The 16,231-nt window shown below is 64.2% G+C and carries 14 protein-coding genes; 7 read left to right on the top strand and 7 right to left on the bottom strand.

The window, feature by feature from the left end; genetic code table 11:
• Positions 1-66: 66 nt before the first annotated feature.
• From QME84_04780 to QME84_04790, 3 genes are read right to left on the bottom strand one after another with little or no spacing between them, the layout of a single operon-like run.
• On the bottom strand, positions 67-1,191 hold the full coding sequence (locus QME84_04780; protein ID MDI6873579.1) for a site-2 protease family protein: 1,125 nt from the start codon (positions 1,189-1,191) through the stop codon (positions 67-69).
• Between the two features lie 15 nt (positions 1,192-1,206).
• Positions 1,207-2,037, bottom strand: coding sequence for an S-methyl-5'-thioadenosine phosphorylase (locus tag QME84_04785; GenBank protein ID MDI6873580.1), 831 nt, complete (start codon positions 2,035-2,037; stop codon positions 1,207-1,209).
• 33 nt (positions 2,038-2,070) lie between these two features.
• Positions 2,071-2,349, bottom strand: coding sequence for a zinc ribbon domain-containing protein (locus tag QME84_04790; protein ID MDI6873581.1), 279 nt, complete (start codon positions 2,347-2,349; stop codon positions 2,071-2,073).
• Positions 2,350-2,886: 537 nt separating this feature from the next.
• On the opposite strand from QME84_04790, the gene QME84_04795 reads away from it, so the two are divergent.
• Entirely contained in the window at positions 2,887-3,786 is a 900-nt protein-coding gene (locus QME84_04795; GenBank protein ID MDI6873582.1) for a PfkB family carbohydrate kinase, read from the top strand.
• 94 nt (positions 3,787-3,880) lie between these two features.
• On the opposite strand, the gene QME84_04800 is transcribed toward QME84_04795, so the two are convergent.
• Positions 3,881-4,036 carry a hypothetical protein gene (locus QME84_04800; GenBank protein MDI6873583.1) on the bottom strand — a complete coding sequence of 52 codons (156 nt, stop codon included), beginning with the start codon at positions 4,034-4,036 and terminating at the stop codon, positions 3,881-3,883.
• A gap of 248 nt (positions 4,037-4,284) precedes the next feature.
• Here QME84_04800 and QME84_04805 point away from each other — a divergent pair, with 248 nt between their 5' ends.
• Complete coding sequence (locus QME84_04805) at positions 4,285-5,094, top strand: histidinol-phosphatase HisJ family protein (GenBank protein MDI6873584.1); 810 nt, start codon at positions 4,285-4,287, stop codon at positions 5,092-5,094.
• A 23-nt stretch (positions 5,095-5,117) separates the two neighbouring features.
• Here the strand turns inward: QME84_04805 and QME84_04810 are convergent, their stop codons facing one another.
• From QME84_04810 to QME84_04820, 3 genes are all read right to left on the bottom strand, one after another.
• Positions 5,118-5,492, bottom strand: coding sequence for a response regulator (locus tag QME84_04810; GenBank protein MDI6873585.1), 375 nt, complete (start codon positions 5,490-5,492; stop codon positions 5,118-5,120).
• Entirely contained in the window at positions 5,476-7,341 is a 1,866-nt protein-coding gene (locus tag QME84_04815; protein MDI6873586.1) for an ATP-binding protein, read from the bottom strand. Before QME84_04815 ends, QME84_04810 begins: the two co-directional genes overlap by 17 nt.
• Before the next feature lie 386 nt (positions 7,342-7,727).
• Entirely contained in the window at positions 7,728-9,725 is a 1,998-nt protein-coding gene (locus QME84_04820; protein MDI6873587.1) for a magnesium chelatase subunit D family protein, read from the bottom strand.
• A 375-nt stretch (positions 9,726-10,100) separates the two neighbouring features.
• On the opposite strand from QME84_04820, the gene QME84_04825 reads away from it, so the two are divergent.
• The 5 genes from QME84_04825 to QME84_04845 all read left to right on the top strand — a co-directional run bounded on the left by QME84_04825 (position 10,101) and on the right by QME84_04845 (position 16,190).
• Positions 10,101-10,445, top strand: a complete 345-nt coding sequence (locus QME84_04825) for an STAS domain-containing protein (protein MDI6873588.1) — start codon at positions 10,101-10,103, stop codon at positions 10,443-10,445.
• Positions 10,442-12,211, top strand: a complete 1,770-nt coding sequence (locus tag QME84_04830; protein ID MDI6873589.1) for a SpoIIE family protein phosphatase — start codon at positions 10,442-10,444, stop codon at positions 12,209-12,211. The genes QME84_04825 and QME84_04830 overlap by 4 nt, the downstream gene beginning before the upstream one ends.
• A gap of 443 nt (positions 12,212-12,654) precedes the next feature.
• The gene (locus QME84_04835; protein MDI6873590.1) at positions 12,655-13,686 is read left to right on the top strand and encodes an NlpC/P60 family protein; all 1,032 of its coding nucleotides are present in this window, start codon (positions 12,655-12,657) and stop codon (positions 13,684-13,686) included.
• Positions 13,687-13,906: 220 nt separating this feature from the next.
• Positions 13,907-14,959, top strand: coding sequence for a histone deacetylase (locus QME84_04840; GenBank protein MDI6873591.1), 1,053 nt, complete (start codon positions 13,907-13,909; stop codon positions 14,957-14,959).
• A gap of 133 nt (positions 14,960-15,092) precedes the next feature.
• Positions 15,093-16,190, top strand: a complete 1,098-nt coding sequence (locus QME84_04845; protein MDI6873592.1) for a type IV pilus twitching motility protein PilT — start codon at positions 15,093-15,095, stop codon at positions 16,188-16,190.
• The last annotated feature ends 41 nt before the right edge of the window (positions 16,191-16,231 follow it).

Here is a 16,231-nt window from a genome sequence, read left to right on the forward strand (position 1 = left end):
CCCTCCCCGTCGGTGACCCGTGCCGGGATGTGGAGCGTACGCGCGGTCTTAAGTGTAATTATTATATTATCCCCCCACCAGGCGGCGCACGTCCGAGCGGATGACGACGCCCTTGAGGCGGCCCTCCTCCACGACCCACAGAAACTCCCTGCCGCTTTTTTCCAGGAGGGCGAGGGCTTCCAGCAAGGGGAGGTCGGGCGTACAGACCTCTCCTGCCCGCACCGGGGCGGCCACCGAGCTCACCGGCGTCTCTCCCCACAGGTCGCGGCGCACCTTCTTGAGGTGGGTCAACCTGACCTCGCCCACCAGCTTCCCCTGTCCCAGTACGGGGACGGTGGTCCCGGGAGCCCTTTCCAGGTATACCCTGTAAACTTCTTCCAGGGTGGCGGAGAGGTCCGCGGCCGGGGTTCCGGGGCGCAGGATTTCTTCCACCCGGCGTCCCTGGAGGGCGGAATGCAGGCGGGTCTGCCGGTAGCTGCCGGCGGCCGCCTGGATAAGGAAGGTCCCGATGAGGATGAACCAGGTTCCGGAGAAGAGGAGGTCATATCCGCCGTGGACCATGTCCAAGAGGAGCATTCCCGCGCCCCCCAGGACCAGGAGGGCGCCCACTCCCTGCCCCAGGCGGCTTGCCGCCCGGGTGCTTCTTTCCAGGTCTCCCCAGTGGTGCCAGAGGAGGGAACGGAGTATCCTGCCCCCGTCCAGGGGGAATCCGGGAACCAAGTTGAAGGTCCCCAGCCCGAAGTTGACCGCCGCCAGGAGGGTGAAGCCAAAGGACATGCTCTCCAGTCCCAGGGCGAAGGCCGCGTAGGCCAGGGCTCCGAAGAGCAGGCACAGGGCGTAGGAGCAGAGCGGCCCGGCCACGGCCATCTTGAACTCCACTCCCGGAGAAGTTACCTCCCTGCCCATCTGGGCCACCCCACCGAAGACGAAGAGGGTGATGCGGTTGATGGGAACTCCGTTGCGGTTGGCCACCAGCGAGTGGGCCAGCTCGTGGAGCAGCACGGAAAGGAAGAAGAAAAAGGTGGTCACCAGAGCCGCCGGAAGGTAGGAGGCGGTGCCGGAAGTCAGGTTGTCGTGAAAGAACTGCATCACCACCCAGAAGAGGAGGAAAAAGACCACGAACCAGCTCCAGTGGAGGAAGATGTCGATGCCGCGGAAGGTGGCGATGCGCAGTCCTCTTCTGGGGATCACCTTATCCTTCTTCTCTCAGGGAGATTCCTCCAGCTCGAGGGGGCTGATGGTGGCCTCGTCCAGCACGGAGGCACAGTCGCAGGTGCGTTCCGCGGCTAGGGCGGGAACCAGCTTCTCCAGGAGAAGGAGCAGCTTTTCGTTGTTCTCGCGGAACACGCGCCCCACCTCCTCCGCGGTCACCGTCTTGACACCCTCCTCGTCGGCCACCCACACGTCCCAGTCGGTGACCAGGGAGATGTTGAGATAGCACATGCCCAGCTCCCGTACCAGGACCACCTCGGGATACTGGGTCATGTTGATGACGTCCCATCCCTGGGCGTGGTACCAGCGGCTCTCCGCCCGGGTGCTGAAGCGCGGCCCGTTGATGATCACCGCCGTCCCCCCGTTCCGGCAGGGGATTCCCAGCTCCCCGGCCAGGCGGGCGCAGACCTCGCGCATCTCCGGGCAGTAGGGCTCGGCGCAGCTTATATGCACCGCGGCCGGACCATCGTAGAAGGTGCACTCCTGGCGCCCGGTCCGGTCGACGAACTGGTCGCAGAGGACGAAGGTCCCCGGAGGGATCTCACGCTGCAGGGACCCGCAGGCCCCGGGGGAGATGATGCGTTCCACGCCGAACTCCCGCATCCCGTAGACGTTGGCCCGGTAGTTGATGCGGTGGGGAGGGAACTGGTGATACCTGCCGTGCCGGGGCAAAAAGACCACCGGTATCCCGGCCAGCTCCCCGTGGGTGAAGCGGTCGCTGGGTGGTCCGAAGGGGGTGTGCACGGCGTAGCTCTTCCCTCCCTTGATGAAGGAGTAGAAGCCTGATCCTCCAAATATCCCTATCCTGGCCTCGGGCAGTCCCATGATTCCCCCTTCACGCCTTCCCTCGCTTCCTCCTCAGGTGCCGGGGCTTTCCTCCCCTCCCACGGAGGCCTTTTCCTCCACCTTTTCCGCCTCACCGGCCGCCTTTTCCGCTCCCGCTTTCCCCTTCCCGTTGTCCGAGGCGCGGGAGTCGGTCTTGTAGAAGCCGGAGCCCTTGAAGATTATCCCCACGGGGTGAAAGAGGCGGCGCACCTTCCCGCCGCAGCGGGGACAGTTATCCACGCTCTCGTTCATCCCGTGCACGGTCTCGAACACGTCGCTGCAGTCGAGGCACTTGTACTCGTAGGTCGGCATGTTCGATCACCTCGCTTCCGTTTTTGCAGTTGAAAATATACCGTTTACCCGCCTTCAATTCAACTTTAACCCGGCGCGGAGGACGGTGGATTGAGCTCCCTCATCCCGGAAGCGTGGATCCGGAAATGGAGAATAGAGGGGAAAGGGGTGGAATTTCGCGGTCCTGCAGCCCGCGCCGGGGTCCCCGGTGAACTAAAGGGGAGGAAACGGGGGAAACTGGGTTCATATCCTCCGGAGGCGGATTCCGGAAGCGGAGGAAAAACAGGCGCGGTGGCACAAGTCCCCGGGTTTGCGGTCGGAAGTCCACGGGGATTTCGTGGGCAGGGAGCGAAGGGTACAGGTTCATATCCTCCGGAGGCGGATTCCGGAAGCAGGGAGGTTTCCGGGCGTATCCTGCCCGGGGCAAGAGCCGGGACGGGCAGCGAGGATGCGGCGACGGGCGCGTGGTAAGCTAAGGACGGGTATAAGGGGACGGGCGCGGGGCGCGGCGAGGGAAAACCCGTCCCGGGGAAAAACGGAAAGGAAACGGAGGTAGGGATGAGCATACTGGTGGTGGGCTCCGTGGCCCTGGACTCGGTGCGTACCCCCTTCGGGGAGGTCGAGGAGGTGCTGGGAGGTTCGGCGACCTTCTTCAGCGTGGCGGCCTCCTTCTTCAACCGTGTGAGAATGGTGGCCGTGGTGGGGGAGGACTTCCCCGACGAGCACCTGGAATTTCTTCGTTCCCGGGGAGTGGACCTGCGCGGGCTCCAGGTGGTGCCCGGTAAAACCTTCCGCTGGCGCGGCTACTACGAGTACGACCTGAACGACGCCCACACCCTGGAAACCCAGCTCAACGTCTTCGAGAACTTCCGGCCCGAGATACCAGAGGAATACCGGGACTCGGAGTTCGTTTTCCTGGCCAACATCGATCCAGCGCTCCAGTCCATGGTGCTGGACCAGGTGCACTCTCCCCGGCTGGTTCTCTGCGACACCATGAACTACTGGATAGAGAACAAGCGCGACGAGCTGTTGCGGACCATCGCCCGGGTGGATTACCTCCTGCTCAACGATGCCGAGGCCCGCCAGCTGGCCGGCGAACCCAACCTCATCGCCGCGGGAAGGAAACTTCTGGAAATGGGTCCCAGCCGGGTGATCATCAAGAAGGGAGAGCACGGGGTGATCATGCTCGGGGAGGGGACCTTCTTCTCCCTCCCGGCCTATCCCCTCGAATCGGTCTTCGATCCCACCGGGGCCGGGGATTCCTTCGGGGGCGGTTTCCTGGGTTCCCTTTCCAGGGCGCCGGAGATAAGCGAGGAAGCCATCCGCCACGCCGTGGTGTACGGGAGCGTCACCGCCTCCTTCGCCGTGGAGGACTTCTCCTGCCGGCGCCTGAGTGCGCTGAGCAGGGAGGACATCGAGGCCCGCTACCGTGAGTTTATGGAGATAACCTGCTTTTGAAGGAAATGCGCCCCGACTCCGATCGAAAGCGCGGACGAAACTTCCCCGCATCCTTCTCCGGCGCGGGGAAGGTTTCTGCCTCGGATCCCGGGTTTCAGGCCTCCAGCTTCCTGCTCAGCTTGTCCGCCTTTTTCTGCAGCTTGGCCTCTTCCTTCTCCAGCTTGGCCAGCTTCTTTTGCAACTTCCCCTTCAGCTTCTCCAGCTTGGAGAGCCTTTTTTCCGCCTTGGACAGCTTACGAGCCTTCCCCATGGCCGGATCCTCCTTTCGACATGCCGGAATGTCTTACCATGTACATCCTCAAAGTATAACATCAGGCTCCTTGAGCTACCAAACCGGGCCCGCCGGTCGCCCAGGTGCCGTTCCGGATGAACCCCGTCATCTCAGCGGCCGCATGGACGGGTGACCCCCCGCGATAGGGCAGGGCCTGCGGTGCGCCTCAGGCGGGGAAGCACCCGGGAATCATGCGCTCAAGTCCGCCTTCTGGTATCCTCGGGGGCATGGAGACGAAGGGACTGGTGGACTACCATCTGCACACCCCGCGCTGCGGCCACGCCGTTGGGGACCTGGAGGAATACGTGGCCAGGGCCATGCGCCTGGGCCTCTCCGAGGTGGGCTTCTCCGACCACTTCCCACTCCTCCACCTGCAGGACCCCACCTTGAGCATGGGCCTGGAAGAATTGCCGGAATACGTGAGGGAGGTGAGCCGTCTCGCGGAGAGCGTCTCCGGGATCCGCGTCCGCCTGGGGATCGAGGTGGACTACCTGCCGGGCTACGAGGAAAGGACGGCGGAGATCCTCTCCGCGCATGCCTTCGATTACGTCATGGGCTCGGTGCATTTCCTGGACGGATGGGGTTTCGACGACCCGCGGTACGTGGAAGGATACCGCGGCCGGGACCTCCACGCGCTCTGGGCCAGGTATTTCCAGGTCCTGGGAGACGCCGCCGAGTGCGGGCTCTTCGATGTCCTGGCCCACCCGGACCTCATAAAGAAGTTCGGCTTCCGGCCCCGCGGGGACGTGGGGCCGCTCTACGAGTCCTGCCTGGACCGAGTGGCCGCGGCGGGGCTGGCGGTAGAGGTGAGCACGGCGGGGTTGAGCAAGCCGGTGGGCGAGATGTATCCCGGTGAGGATTTCCTGCGCCTGTGCCGGGAAAGGGGCATACCGGTGACCCTCGGTTCCGACGCCCATTCACCCGAGGAGGTGGGAAGAGATTACGGGGCGGCGGTGGAGTTGCTGAGCCGGGTGGGGTATCGGGAGATAGCCCTTTTCGAGCGGCGCAGAAGGACGCTCGTGCCCCTCCCTGACTGAGCCCGACGTTCGCCCGGAGACCCTTACCTGGAAATGATATCCAGGGCCATCTTCTCCACCTGGTCCTTGGTGAAGGGCTTCTCCAGGTAGTCGTCCACCCCCTCCCTCTTCGCCTGGGCAATGGTCTGAGGCGAGGAGTAGGCAGTCATGAGGATGATCTTGACGTGTGGGAATTCCCCTTTCACGATGCGGGCCAGCTCGATCCCGTCTATCTTGGGCATGCGGATGTCTGCCAGGATGACATCGGGCGGTTCCTTCCTCACCATCTCCACCGCTTCCGCACCGTCGCTGGCCTCCTCCACGTGGAAGCCTGCCCGTTCCAGCCAGCGGGATACGAGGTGGCGGACGCCTTCGTTGTCGTCCACGATAAGCAGCTTGGTCTCAGGCCTGGTGTCCATTGCCGACCCCTCGAGTCGGGAGCTTGAGGGTGAAGACCGTTCCCCCGTCCTCTCGTGAGCGTACATCTATGCCTCCTCCGCAGTCCAGAAGGATCTTCTGCACGATTGACAGTCCCAGCCCGGTGCCCCCTTCCTTGGTGGTGAAGAAGGGGTCGAATATGGATGGGAGGACGTCCGCGGGGATGCCGCAGCCGGTGTCCTCCACGGTCATCTCCACGAAGCCGTTTCCGGTGTCCCTGGCCCGCACCGTGACCATGCCCCCGCCGGGCATGGCATGGAAGGCGTTCTCTAGGAGGTTGAAGAGCACGTGGCGCAGGTTGTCCCTGGTGAACATGACCGGGGGCAGGCCGTCGGGAAGCTCCGGCACCACCTCCACGCCCTCCCTCCCGTTGGCGCGCAGGAAATCGGCGATCAGGGAGGGCACCTCCTCGCTCAGCAGGAGGGTGGCTTTCTCGGCGGCCGGGAAGGAGGATCGGCTGAAGGCGAGCATCCCGGAGATCCACTGGTTGCTGAGGGTCGCTTCCCGGCGGATCATCTCCAGCAGCCGCTTCTTGCCCGGGTCCTGCTCCTCCTCCTCCAGCTCGTCGGCCAGGCCGATGATGGCGAAGAGCGGGTTCTTGACCTCGTGGGCGATCTTGGCCGCCATCTGTCCCAGGATGGACAGGTGGTCCTGCTGGCGCAGCCTCCGTTCCATCTCCTTGACCCCGGTGACGTCCATGAAGACCACCGCCGCACCCATCATCTCTCCCTTGGCCCGGTGCAGGGGGAAGGCGTTGAAGTTCAGGATCATGCGCCGCCCTTCCGGGCCTTCGATGACCAGTTCGTGGTGGCGGAAGGTGCGGCCCTCCTCCATGCACAGGCGCAGGATGGGCTGGAGATAGGAGAGGGAACGGAACTTCTCCCTCTCCCTTACCATGTCCCGGTAGTTTATCCCCAGCACCTCCTTGGCCTGCAGGCCCAGCATCTCCGAGGCCTCGCGGTTGAAGTAGATGACGTCTCCTTCCGCGTTGATGACCAGCACCCCGGCTAGCATCTCCTGGATGAAGTGTTCCGTGTATTCCTGCGTATCTGCTAGCCATTCCAGGGTCCTCTGGCTCTTCTTGTACAGTTCCACGTTGATCATGGCCACCGCCAGCTCGTGTCCCAGGCTGGTGAGAAGGTTGATCTCCTCCGGCTTGTACTCGTGTTCTTCGCAGGTGGCGGTGACCGCCAGCCCCACCACCTGGCCCTTGGCCTTGAGGGGCATGATCACCTGGGAACGCGGGCTCTTGCCGCCGGTATAGGTCTCCGCGGCCCGGGGATCCCGGGGCAGGTTGTCGCGGATGGTCATCCTGCCGGTGAGGAAGGCCTTGCCCACCGCTCCCTTGCCCACGGGTATCTTGAGACCCCGCACCGCCTCCTCGCGGAATCCGCGGTGGGAGAGCACCTGGAGGTGTTTCCCCTCCTCGTCGGGGACCAGCACCACCCCGATACTCGAGTTGGTGAGGGCAAGCATGACCCCCAGGATGTTCTCCACCAGCTCCTTGAGGTCCAGGGTGGAGCTCACCGCGCTCACCGCGTCGGCCAGGATGCCGAAGCGCAGGTTGAGGTCGGTTATCTCCTCTATGTATTGCTTGTTCTGTTCGCGGTAGCGCCACCAGTCCCAGGCCAGGAAGACGCCGAGTCCCACCACGCATGCCCCCAGCGCCCCGCCGACGAGGTACCGGTAGGGCGGGCCCATAAACGTGGTGACCGCCATTATCCCGGCGGTGAGCACGGCGACGACCGCCGCCATGAGGACCGGCAGGTACCTCTCCGGCCGGCGGCTTTCCCGGCCGCCGTCCGGAAGTCTCGGCCTCTCCTTTTCCATTTCCTACCCCCGGATGTCCAAGTCTCATTATCGGCAGATAGGGCTTCATCCTTTGAGGGTCGGGATTATGCATGGTAATGGCGCCTCCGTGGGAATGTCTTCTTCATCATTCTCGAGGAATCGGGCCCTTATCTACGTGCGACGGGAAAAGGAATGCTGATGCCGCTTCCGCCCATCCCGCAAACCGATGTCGAGCGGGCCCGTCGCGCCAGGTGGAATGACGGATATTCCGCCGGAACGGACGCTCCATCCCTGAGGGTTCGGGAATGACTTCCCTACAGGCGTCTTCCTCCTTTCCACGAACGTTCCATCCCCAGGTGGTTCGGGGCTTTTATCCGGATAACGCCGGGAGAAGCCCTTTACGGTCGCGAACGCGCGCGGCGGGCTCAGAGGTGATTGCCCAATTTTTCCAGCATCTCCTCGGGCTGCAGGGTGGAGAGGTGGTAGTAAGCGGCCCCCATGGCCTCGGCGATGCGCCGAGCCTGGGTGGCGGCGGCTCTTCCCAGGCGGAAGTTAGGGTTGGAGGTGTCCAGGACCACGCCCTGCAGGCCCTCGGAGCGGATCTTCTCCGCGATGGCCAGGCTTTCCCTCCAGGGGTCCTCGGAGGCCAGGCTCACGTTGCCGTGGCCGTCGGTTATAAGCACCAGGAGAGGGACCAAGTCGGGATCGCGGCGCAGCTCCCGCCTGGCCACCATGAGGCCCATGGCCAGGCCGTGGTTCAGGGGAGTGGCCCCTCCGGTGGCCAGGTCGCGGATGCGCAGGTTGGCCAGGTGTACGCTGGAGGTGGGGCTAAGCACCAGCTGGGCCTTGCGGTCCCGGAAGGTTATCAGGCCCACCCGGTCCCTTTTCTGGTAGGCGTCCACGAGAAGGCGCTGCACCACCTTCTTGGTGGACTCGATGCGCTCCCGGCAGCCCATGGAGGCGCTGGCGTCAAGGATGAAGAGGATAAGGTTGCCCACCTTGCGCTTGCGGATGGAGGCCCGCAGGTCCTCGCCGCGGATGGTGAAGGGTTCGCCGCTTCCCGCCGTCCTTCCCGCCGCGGCGCGCAAGGTGGCCTCCACGGCCAGGCTGCCGGATCCCAGGTTCTCGTCCGGGCGGGGAAGGCGGTGCCCCACCTTCCTGCCGTTTCCCGCTTCCGTGACCGCCGTGCTCCTCTTCCCGTTTCCCGTCCTCACCGCGCCCGTGACCAGGGCCTGGAGAGGGGGGACCTCCAGGTCCGGGGATACGGGCGGGGAGGGCTTTTCAGCCGCCTGCTCCCGGGCTCCCGCATGGGGACCGTCGCCCGGCCCGGGCACCGGGGAGCTATCCTCCTCGGGGAGGGGGACGTCCTGCAGGGGGAGCTCCAGGGATTTTCCGCCCCTCCGGATGAGGCGATCCAAGCGTTCCAGCTCCTTGAGCTGATCGTCGAAGGGAGTGCGGCGTAGGCGGTGGAGGAGGGCCATCTCCGCCGCCTCCCGGACGTGGCCCTCCTCCACCCTCCCCTTGCCCTCCAGGGCGGCCATGGCCCGCGCCGCCTGAAAGGTAGCGATGTCCGCCCGGTGGCCGCAGACCCCCAGCTCCACGCAGATGCGGGCGATGAGCTCCATGAGCTCATCCGGGACCTCCACCGAGGAGAGTTTGTTCCGCGCCTCCATTACCCTCCGGCGCAGCTCCTCCTGCTGAGGCTGGAAGCGGGCGCGCAGGAGGTGAGGGTCCTCCAGGAAGAGGCGGCGCCTGCGCATTATCTCCATGCGCCGGGCCACGTCCTTTTCCCCGTTCACCTCCACGCAGAGGCCGAAGCGGTCCTCGAGCTGGGGACGCAGCTCGCCCTCCTCGGGGTTCATGGTGCCCACCATGATGAACCTGGAGGGGTGGGAGAAGGAGACCCCCTCCCGTTCCACCACGTTGACTCCCATGGCGGCGGCGTCCAAGAGCAGGTCCACCAGGTGGTCCTCGAGCAGGTTGACCTCGTCCACGTAGAGTATGGCGCGGTTGGCGGCGGCCAGGATTCCGGGCTCGAAGTCCTTCACCCCCTCCCGCATGGCCTTCTCCAGGTCCAGGGTGCCCACCAGGCGGTCCTCGCTGGCGTTGAGGGGCAGGGTCACGAAGCGCATGGGCCGGCTGGCCACCGGAAGTGGCTCGCCCCTTTGCCAGCGGGAGAGGCAGGAGGAACACATCTCCTCCTCGTCGTGGGGATTGCAGGAGAAGGGACAGTCGGCCACCACTTCCATCTCCGGCAGGAGCTCGGCCAAGGCCCGGGCGGCGGTGGATTTGCCAGTGCCGCGCTCTCCCCTGACGAGCAGCCCCCCGATGCTGGGGTCCACGGCGATGACCAGCAGGGCGAGCTTCAGCTTCTCCTGCCCCACGATGGCCGTGAAGGGAAAGAGGGCGCGATCTTCCTTCATGCCGACTTCCTTTCCTTGACTACAATATATAGGAAAAAATTTTGCAATTCAATACTACATGTTGTATTATACCCGTTTTCGTGGCCCGCGGTGGGCGGGGCCTGCCTCTCATCCCGGCGCAACGGCACCAACGGGGATAACGCTTCATTCCCTCGTTCCCCGCGGGCCGTCAAGGGGGCGCTCCATCGGCGCGGTCCTTGGCGACATATTTTCGCGGGCTTTTGGGGCCGGGGAGGCAAAGGCAGGCAGGGGGATACGTTTTACCCCCTCCCGAGACGCACGAGCGGGTTAAACAGCCCCCGGCGGATGCCGATAACTTCACTGTCGGACGAGTCGGTCGAGGTAAGGAACGGGTCCCGGAGAGGAGGTCGGTCGATGGAGATAGCGGTGTCCCGGCATGGCGACGGGGGCGAGATTGCCGTGGTCAGGGTCTCCGGGGTGGTGGACTCCGAGACCGTGGAGGGTTTCGGCGAGGCGCTGCAAAAGGTCATGAATGAGGGTTGTTACAACCTTGTCCTGGATATCGAGGGTCTTACTTACATTAACACGGCGGGCCTGAGCATCATCGCCGACGTCTTCAAGAAATGCTCGCAGAACCGCGGCAGCCTCAAGATCCTCCGGGCGACGGAGACCATCCGGGAGCTCCTGGACGTGGTGCGCTTCACCAAGATCATCGACATCTTCGAGGACGAAGGGGAGGCACTGGCGAGTTTCAAGTGAGCGCTCGAATGCCCGAGGAGGAAGCCGGAAAGGTCCCCGGGGGGCGGGAGTCCCGTGAGGATGAAGGGGAGCTTCTCCGCCTGGGGAGGTTTCTGGCCTCCACCCTCAGCCTGGAGAACCGGCTGGACCGCGTGCTGGACCAGGCCATGGAGCTCCTGGAGGCGGAGAGGGGAAGCATCATGCTCCTCGAGGAGGATACCGGGGAGCTGGTGGTGAAGGCGGCCCGGGGCCTGGACGGGGAGCGTGACTTCCGCGTCCCCGTGGGGCAGGGCATCTCCGGGTGGGTGGCCAGGACCGGCGAACCCCTCATCCTGCAGGACGCGGTGGCCGACCGGCGCTTCCGGGGCACCGACCCATCGGTGAAGAGCGCCCTGGCCGTTCCTTTGCGGGCCGGGGAGAGGATCATCGGGGTCCTCAACGTATCCAATTGCACTAGGACCCACCGCTTCGACCACCGCGACCTCGAGCACCTGCTCTCCTTCGCGGACATGGCCGCGGTGGCCATCGAGAACGCTCGCCTCTACCGGGAACTGAAGCGGGAACAGGAGCAGCTGGGGAAGGAGCTGCGCCTGGCCAGCCGCATCCAGCGGTCCATCGTCTCCACCCACGTGCCCTGCGCCTCGGTGCGCCTGGTCTCCCGGCTGATGCCCGCCTCGGCGGTGGGCGGCGATTTCTTCAGCGTGATACCCCTGGCGCGGGATTCGCGCTTCTGCTTCTACTGTTCCACGGACACGCAGGACAGGTGCCAGAAGCTGCGCACCGAGTTCTGCCCCCAGAAGTTCGGGCTGATGATCGGGGACGTGGCCAACAAAGGCCTTCCCGCCGCCCTGATCATGTCGGTGCTCACCGCCGTGCTCTACGAGCTGGGGCGCCACCATATCTCGCCGCGCACCATTCTGGACGAGGCCAACACCGCCTTCCGCCGCTTCTTCTCCGAGTCGCAGTACGGGTTCGCCACCCTCTTCTACGCCTTCTACGACAACAACGAAAACACGCTGACCTACGCCAGGGCCGGCCACGAGCCCCCCCTTCTGTGGAGGAAGGAGGACGGGATTGTAGAGGTGCTGGAGGGGGAGGGCTTCCCGGTGGGCCTCATGGACGACGGTGGATACCAGGAGCGGACGGTCAAGCTGAACAGGGGCGACCGCGTGCTCCTCTACACCGACGGCCTGACCGGGGCGCTCAACGCGCGGGGGGAGGTGCTGGGAAGGAAAAAACTGGTAGAACTGATGAAGGCGCGTGGCGGGGAGGACATCGAGGGCTTCCTGGACGTCCTGGTGGACGAAATCATGCTCTTCGCGGGAGATGCCCCCCAGCCCGACGATATCGCCGTCATGGTGCTCGAGTTGGAGGAGCTCTACGACCTCACCATGACCGTGGGAACCGACGTCCGCCAGATAAGGTACGTCATCGACAGCGTCCTCGAGACCCTGCGCGGCTTCGAGGGACTCAGCGACCCCCTCATCCTCCGCCTGTGCCTGGAGGAGCTTCTGCACAACGCCATGGAGCACGGCAACCGCTGCGACCGGACCAAGAAGGTCTACATAACCGTCAAGGCGGAGCCCAGGCGGGCGGTCATCAGGGTGAGGGACGAGGGGGAGGGCTTCGACCACCGCCTGCTGACCTCGGGGGAGGGAGCTCCGGCCGATGCGCTCTCCGAGAGGGGAAGGGGCCTGGTGATCGTAAGGCATTACGCCGACGAGCTGAGGTTCAACCGGGAGGGAAACGAGGTCACCCTGATATTCACCGCACGCCAGAAGGGATAGCGGGGGTAAGCCCCGGACCGTGAACGGCCGGGAAACCTGCCGTTTCCACGGATATTTTCGATGTGGGAAAGTCAATGAACAACCTCGTTATCCAGGCGAAACGGACAGGTTGAACAGGAGGAAGTGGGCGATCTCCCGTGCCGTAAACCTCGACCCCGCGTTTGATGCGGTATCGCCTCAATAGGCGCTGATGCCGTATCGTTTCAGTGGCCGCTTCTTAGGGTTGAAAAAGATTGAGAGACCACCCTATCATCACGACTGAACAGAGGAAAATTTCAGGAAAAGGGGTGATCTCTCTTGCTGCAATCCATAGTACTGTGTTGGCCTTCATTTCCGGTCCGGGGGAAGGTTATGTTATCATTCTCCATGAATTGTTTTATGGAGGGTGGAATTTGAGGAAGAGCGTGGAGATGGAAAATACAGGGATTGGAAGGAACGGAAGGTTGAGAGGAGCGGTTCGCGCCCTGGCTCTCCTTATAACCTTCGTGCTGGTTCTCCTCACTGTGGCCGTATCGCCTGCGGATCCGGTGCAGGACAAGAAGCGGGAACTGGAGCGGATAAAGGACGAGGTCCAGAGGATAGACGCCAGGTTGGAGACGATAGTCGAGCAGTATAACCTCACCAATTACCGTGTGCAGCAGACCAGGGCGGCCATAGCGGAGAAGGAGAGGCGCCTGGCGGCCCTGACCGCTGAGATGGAGAGGCGGAAGGACATATTGGGCCAGCGGGTGAGGGAGCTCTACAAGTCGGGGAACGCGGACATCCTGGAGGTCCTCACTGAGTGCCGGACCGTGGACGACCTCTACACCAACCTTGACCGGGCCCGGCGCATCAGCGGTAACGACGTGGAGATCATCGTTTCCTTGATAACCTCGCGGCAGGAGGTGGAAGCCGTCCGGACGGAGCTGGAGGCGCAGCGCGCGGCCCTGGATGCCGAGATGGCCCGCCTGGCTACCCAGAAGAGCCAGATCGAGGCCGACCTGCAGAGGAGGAAGGAGCTCCTGGCCGGAGTGGAGGCGGAGGTCAACCGCCTCATCGCCGAGGAGGAGGCCCGAAGGGCAACGGTAACCGTTTCCCGCCCCGCGGTCACCAGCCGTCCCCGCACTCCCCCACCGCCCGCCCCGCCCTACGCTCCGGACGTGGTAAAAATAGCGTATGCTCAACTCGGAAAACCCTATCGGTACGCGGCGGCCGGCCCGGACGCCTTCGACTGCTCGGGCCTGGTGATGTACTGTTACGCCCAGGTGGGCATCAGGCTCCCGCACAGCTCCTACATGCAGGCCCGCTGCGGGGTGCCCGTGTCCTATTCCGAGCTGCAGCCCGGGGACCTAGTCTTCTTCCACGGGTACGGGCACGTGGGTCTTTACATCGGAAACGGGCAGTACATCCATGCGCCCCGCACCGGGGACGTGGTGCGCATCGCCGACCTGGGGAGGAGAAGGGACTTCTGCGGGGCAGTACGCATAACCAGATGATGCGGAGGAGCCGCACCCGGCTTCTCCGGTGCCGGGAAGGAATTTAAGGTTATCTCACCCGCTCACGGTTGATTCATCGTTCCTCCTCGCACTTTAGGGTGGGGAGAGGCGCAAGGCGCGGCTGAGTTTCCGAGCCTCGCCGTATGCAACGGGCGTGGAGTTGCGGTCCGCTCCCCCGCTCCGGGGCGGGGGAGCACGAACGGTTCACGGGGGTAGGGAGATGAGTCGCACGGCGGTATTTTACGATCCCCTTTTCCTGGAGCATGACACCGGTCTCGGGCACCCGGAAAGGGCGGAGCGGCTGGAAAAGGCCATGGAGATGCTGGAGAGCACCGGCCTCGCGGAGAAGGTGCGCGTCCTCTCGCCGCGGGACGCCGCCGTGGAGGAGGTCGAGCTGGTCCACCCGAGAGCTTACATCGAGAGCGTGAAGAGGGTGGCCGATTCCGGGGGCGGGTGGCTGGACCCGGATACTCACGTGGGCACGCGTTCCTACGAGGCGGCCCTGCGCTCGGCGGGCGCGGCCCTGGAGGGCCTGGAACGCATCTTCTCCGGGGAGATCGACAACGCCTTCTGCCTGGCTCGCCCGCCGGGACATCACGCCACCGCCACCCGGGGTATGGGGTTCTGCCTGTTCAACAACAACGCGGTGGCGGCAAGATTCGCCATGGAAAGATTTGGGATTTCCAGGGTTTTCATCGTGGACTGGGATGCCCATCACGGCAACGGCATCCAGGACATCTTCTACCGGGACGACCGGGTGCTATATGTCTCCCTTCACCAGTACCCCCACTATCCGGGTTCCGGGAGTTACCGCGAGCTGGGCGAGGGCAAGGGGGAGGGCTACACGGTGAACTTCCCCCTGCCGGCGCGTACCGGGGAGGAGGTCTACCTGGCTGCCTTCGACCGGGTGATCATCCCCCTGGCCCTTCGCTACCAGCCTGAGCTGGTGCTGGTTTCTGCCGGTTACGACGGCCACTTCAGCGACCCCCTGTGCTCCATGCTCCTCAAGTCCACCTCCTATGCGGAGATGGCTGCGCGTCTCAAGAAACTGGCCGAAGAGGTGTGCGGCGGAAGGATGCTTGTCTGCCTGGAGGGCGGGTACAACCTCACCGCGGTGGCCAGGTCCATCGCCAATACGGTGGCCGTGCTGGCCGGGGAGGAGCTGAGGGTGGAGGACGAGGAGGTGCACGGGAAGGGGCTTCCCGCCTCCGACCGAGGCATAGAAGTGGTGGAGCTCGTCCAGGGGACCCTCCGACCTTATTGGAAGATATAACCATACGTCATTCCCCGGAAAGGGCGAGTCGCAGGCGTTCCATGCATGCCGTTTCGGGCGCGGTCTGTGCTATCATGAATTCGTCGAAGGGCGGTCAAAGGCTTGGAAGGGTGAAAACCGGCGAGGGATGGAGATGGATATCCAGGCGTTGCTGCAGTACATGGTGGAGAAGCAGGCTTCCGACCTGCACATAAAGGCGGGAAGCCCGCCCTATTTCCGCATCGACGGGCAGCTGGTGAAATCGGACTTTCCGCGCCTCTCGCCCACGGACACCGTGGAGGCCGCCTACGCCCTGATGAACGAGAAGCAGGCCAAGAAGTTCGCCGAGCGCAGCGAGGTGGACTTCGCCTACAGCGTCGCCGGCCTGGGGAGGTTCCGGGCCAACATCTTCAAGCAGAGGGGGACGGTGGGCATCGCCATCCGCCGCGTGCTCACCACCTCGGTGCCCTCCTTCGAGGAACTGGGGCTGCCGCCCGTTCTCCGGCGCCTGGCCATGGAGAGGAGGGGGATGATACTGGTCACCGGTCCCGCGGGGGCCGGCAAGACCACCACCCTGGCGGCCATCATCGACTATATAAACAGCAACGAGCAGCTGAACATCATCACCATCGAGGACCCCATCGAGGTCCTGCACGTGGACAAGAAGAGCATCATCCACCAGAGGGAGATCGGGACGGACACCGAGAGCTACGCCGACGCCCTCAAGTACATAACCCGCCAGGATCCCGACGTCATCCTCATAGGGGAGATGCGCGACCCGGAGACGGTGACCGCGGCCATGAACGTGGCCATGACCGGGCATCTGGTGCTCTCCACCTTCCATACCATAGACACCACGGAGACCGTGAACCGGATAATCGACTTCTTCCCGCCCCAGCAGCAGAAGCAGATTCGCCTCACCCTGGCCAGCGTGCTCAAGGGAGTCATCTCCCAGCGCCTCCTTCCCCTCAAGGACCACAGCGGCAGGGTGCCCGCAGTGGAGGTGCTGGTGATGACCGGACGCATGGCGGAGGCCCTAATAAACGAGGAGCCCACCACCGTGCTGCGGGAGATCATCGCCGAGGGCGAGTTCTACGGAATGCAGACCTTCGACCAGTCCCTGGTGGACCTCTACCGTTACGGCCTGGTGGACTTCAAGACCGCCCTCTCGGCGGCCACTAACCCCCATGACTTCACCCTGGCCGTGAAGCAGCTGGGCCTGGAGGTGGAGGAGGACCTCCTGAGCAAGTGATGGCCTCCAGGCTCCGCAACCCCTCCATTCCCCGGCCGCGG

Source organism: Actinomycetota bacterium (genome assembly GCA_030019255.1).
GTDB lineage: Bacteria > Actinomycetota > Geothermincolia > Geothermincolales > RBG-13-55-18 > Solincola_A.

Bases quoted from the DNA above. Each gene is read 5' to 3' on its own strand.
- QME84_04785 (MDI6873580.1), bottom strand. From the start codon at position 2,037: ATGGGACTGCCCGAGGCCAGGATAGGGATATTTGGAGGATCAGGCTTC.
- QME84_04790 (MDI6873581.1), bottom strand. From the start codon at position 2,349: ATGCCGACCTACGAGTACAAGTGCCTCGACTGCAGCGACGTGTTCGAG.
- QME84_04795 (MDI6873582.1), top strand. From the start codon at position 2,887: ATGAGCATACTGGTGGTGGGCTCCGTGGCCCTGGACTCGGTGCGTACC.
- QME84_04800 (MDI6873583.1), bottom strand. From the start codon at position 4,036: ATGGGGAAGGCTCGTAAGCTGTCCAAGGCGGAAAAAAGGCTCTCCAAG.
- QME84_04805 (MDI6873584.1), top strand. From the start codon at position 4,285: ATGGAGACGAAGGGACTGGTGGACTACCATCTGCACACCCCGCGCTGC.
- QME84_04810 (MDI6873585.1), bottom strand. From the start codon at position 5,492: ATGGACACCAGGCCTGAGACCAAGCTGCTTATCGTGGACGACAACGAA.
- QME84_04815 (MDI6873586.1), bottom strand. From the start codon at position 7,341: ATGGAAAAGGAGAGGCCGAGACTTCCGGACGGCGGCCGGGAAAGCCGC.
- QME84_04820 (MDI6873587.1), bottom strand. From the start codon at position 9,725: ATGAAGGAAGATCGCGCCCTCTTTCCCTTCACGGCCATCGTGGGGCAG.
- QME84_04825 (MDI6873588.1), top strand. From the start codon at position 10,101: ATGGAGATAGCGGTGTCCCGGCATGGCGACGGGGGCGAGATTGCCGTG.
- QME84_04840 (MDI6873591.1), top strand. From the start codon at position 13,907: ATGAGTCGCACGGCGGTATTTTACGATCCCCTTTTCCTGGAGCATGAC.
- QME84_04845 (MDI6873592.1), top strand. From the start codon at position 15,093: ATGGATATCCAGGCGTTGCTGCAGTACATGGTGGAGAAGCAGGCTTCC.